The organism is Mesorhizobium sp. B1-1-5 (genome assembly GCF_006443065.1).
Classification (GTDB): domain Bacteria; phylum Pseudomonadota; class Alphaproteobacteria; order Rhizobiales; family Rhizobiaceae; genus Mesorhizobium.
This window is the reverse complement of record NZ_VFWS01000700.1, coordinates 1-1,002: the sequence shown is the minus strand read 5'-3', so window position 1 is coordinate 1,002 and position 1,002 is coordinate 1. Positions and strand designations below refer to the sequence as shown.

General features: G+C 63.7%; 2 protein-coding genes. Both read left to right on the top strand.

All coding sequences use genetic code 11. The annotated features are described in order from the left end of the window. Positions 1-545: zinc finger domain-containing protein (locus FJ980_RS34515; protein ID WP_281406375.1), on the top strand; the 545-nt coding region annotated here is incomplete at its 5' end. Between the two features lie 41 nt (positions 546-586). Next, a partial coding sequence (locus FJ980_RS34510) for an enoyl-CoA hydratase-related protein (protein ID WP_181181439.1) occupies positions 587-1,002 on the top strand: 416 nt, incomplete at its 3' end.

Here is a 1,002-nt window from a genome sequence, read left to right as displayed (position 1 = left end):
GCACCCGCTCGCGCGTGGTTTTCAACGATCCGCGTCGCTTCGGCTTCATGCTGTTTTGCGAAGGGCCGCCGGACACCCATCCGATGCTGGCGGGGCTCGGCGTCGAACCCACCGGCAATGCGCTTGACGGAGTGCTGCTGGCCTCACTGCTGAAGGGCCGGAAATCGCCGCTGAAGGCCGCTCTTCTCGACCAGAGATTGATAGCCGGGCTCGGCAACATCTATGTCTCGGAGGCGCTATGGCGCGCCGGGCTGTCGCCGCTGCGCGAGGCGGGCACGATAGCCAAAGCCGGCAAGAAAGCGGGTGAGCAAAGCCGGGGGGTTGCCGTGGCGGTCCGCTCGGTCATCGCAGATGCCATTGCGGCCGGCGGATCGTCGCTGCGCGACTACATGCAGACCGACGGTTCGCTGGGCTATTTCCAGCACTCCTTCGCGGTGTATGACCGGGAGGGCGAACCCTGCTCCAAGCCTGGCTGCGGCGGCCATATCGAGCGCATCACGCAGAGCGGCCGCTCGACCTTCTATTGCCGGACCTGTCAGCGGTGAGCTAGATCGATCTTCAATTGCCTGGAAGAGGAGCCGAAGCCATGGCCTATGAAACGATCGTCGTTGAAACCAGGGGCAAGGTCGGGCTGATCACCTTGAACCGGCCGAAGGCGCTCAATGCGCTGAATTCCCAGGTCATGGCGGAATTGGTGGCCGCGGTAAACGTGTTCGGGGCAGATGACGGCATCGGCGCGATGGTCATCACTGGTTCCGAGAAGGCCTTCGCCGCAGGCGCCGACATCAAGGAAATGCAGTCGATTTCCTACGTCGATGCCTACATCAAGGACTTTTTCGTCGGCTGGGAAGAGTTGACCCGGGCGCGCAAGCCGATCATCGCGGCGGTGGCCGGCTATGCGCTGGGCGGCGGCTGCGAACTGGCGATGATGTGCGACTTCATCATCGCCGGCGACAACGCCAAGTTCGGCCAGCCCGAAATCACGCTCGGCGTCATGCCGGG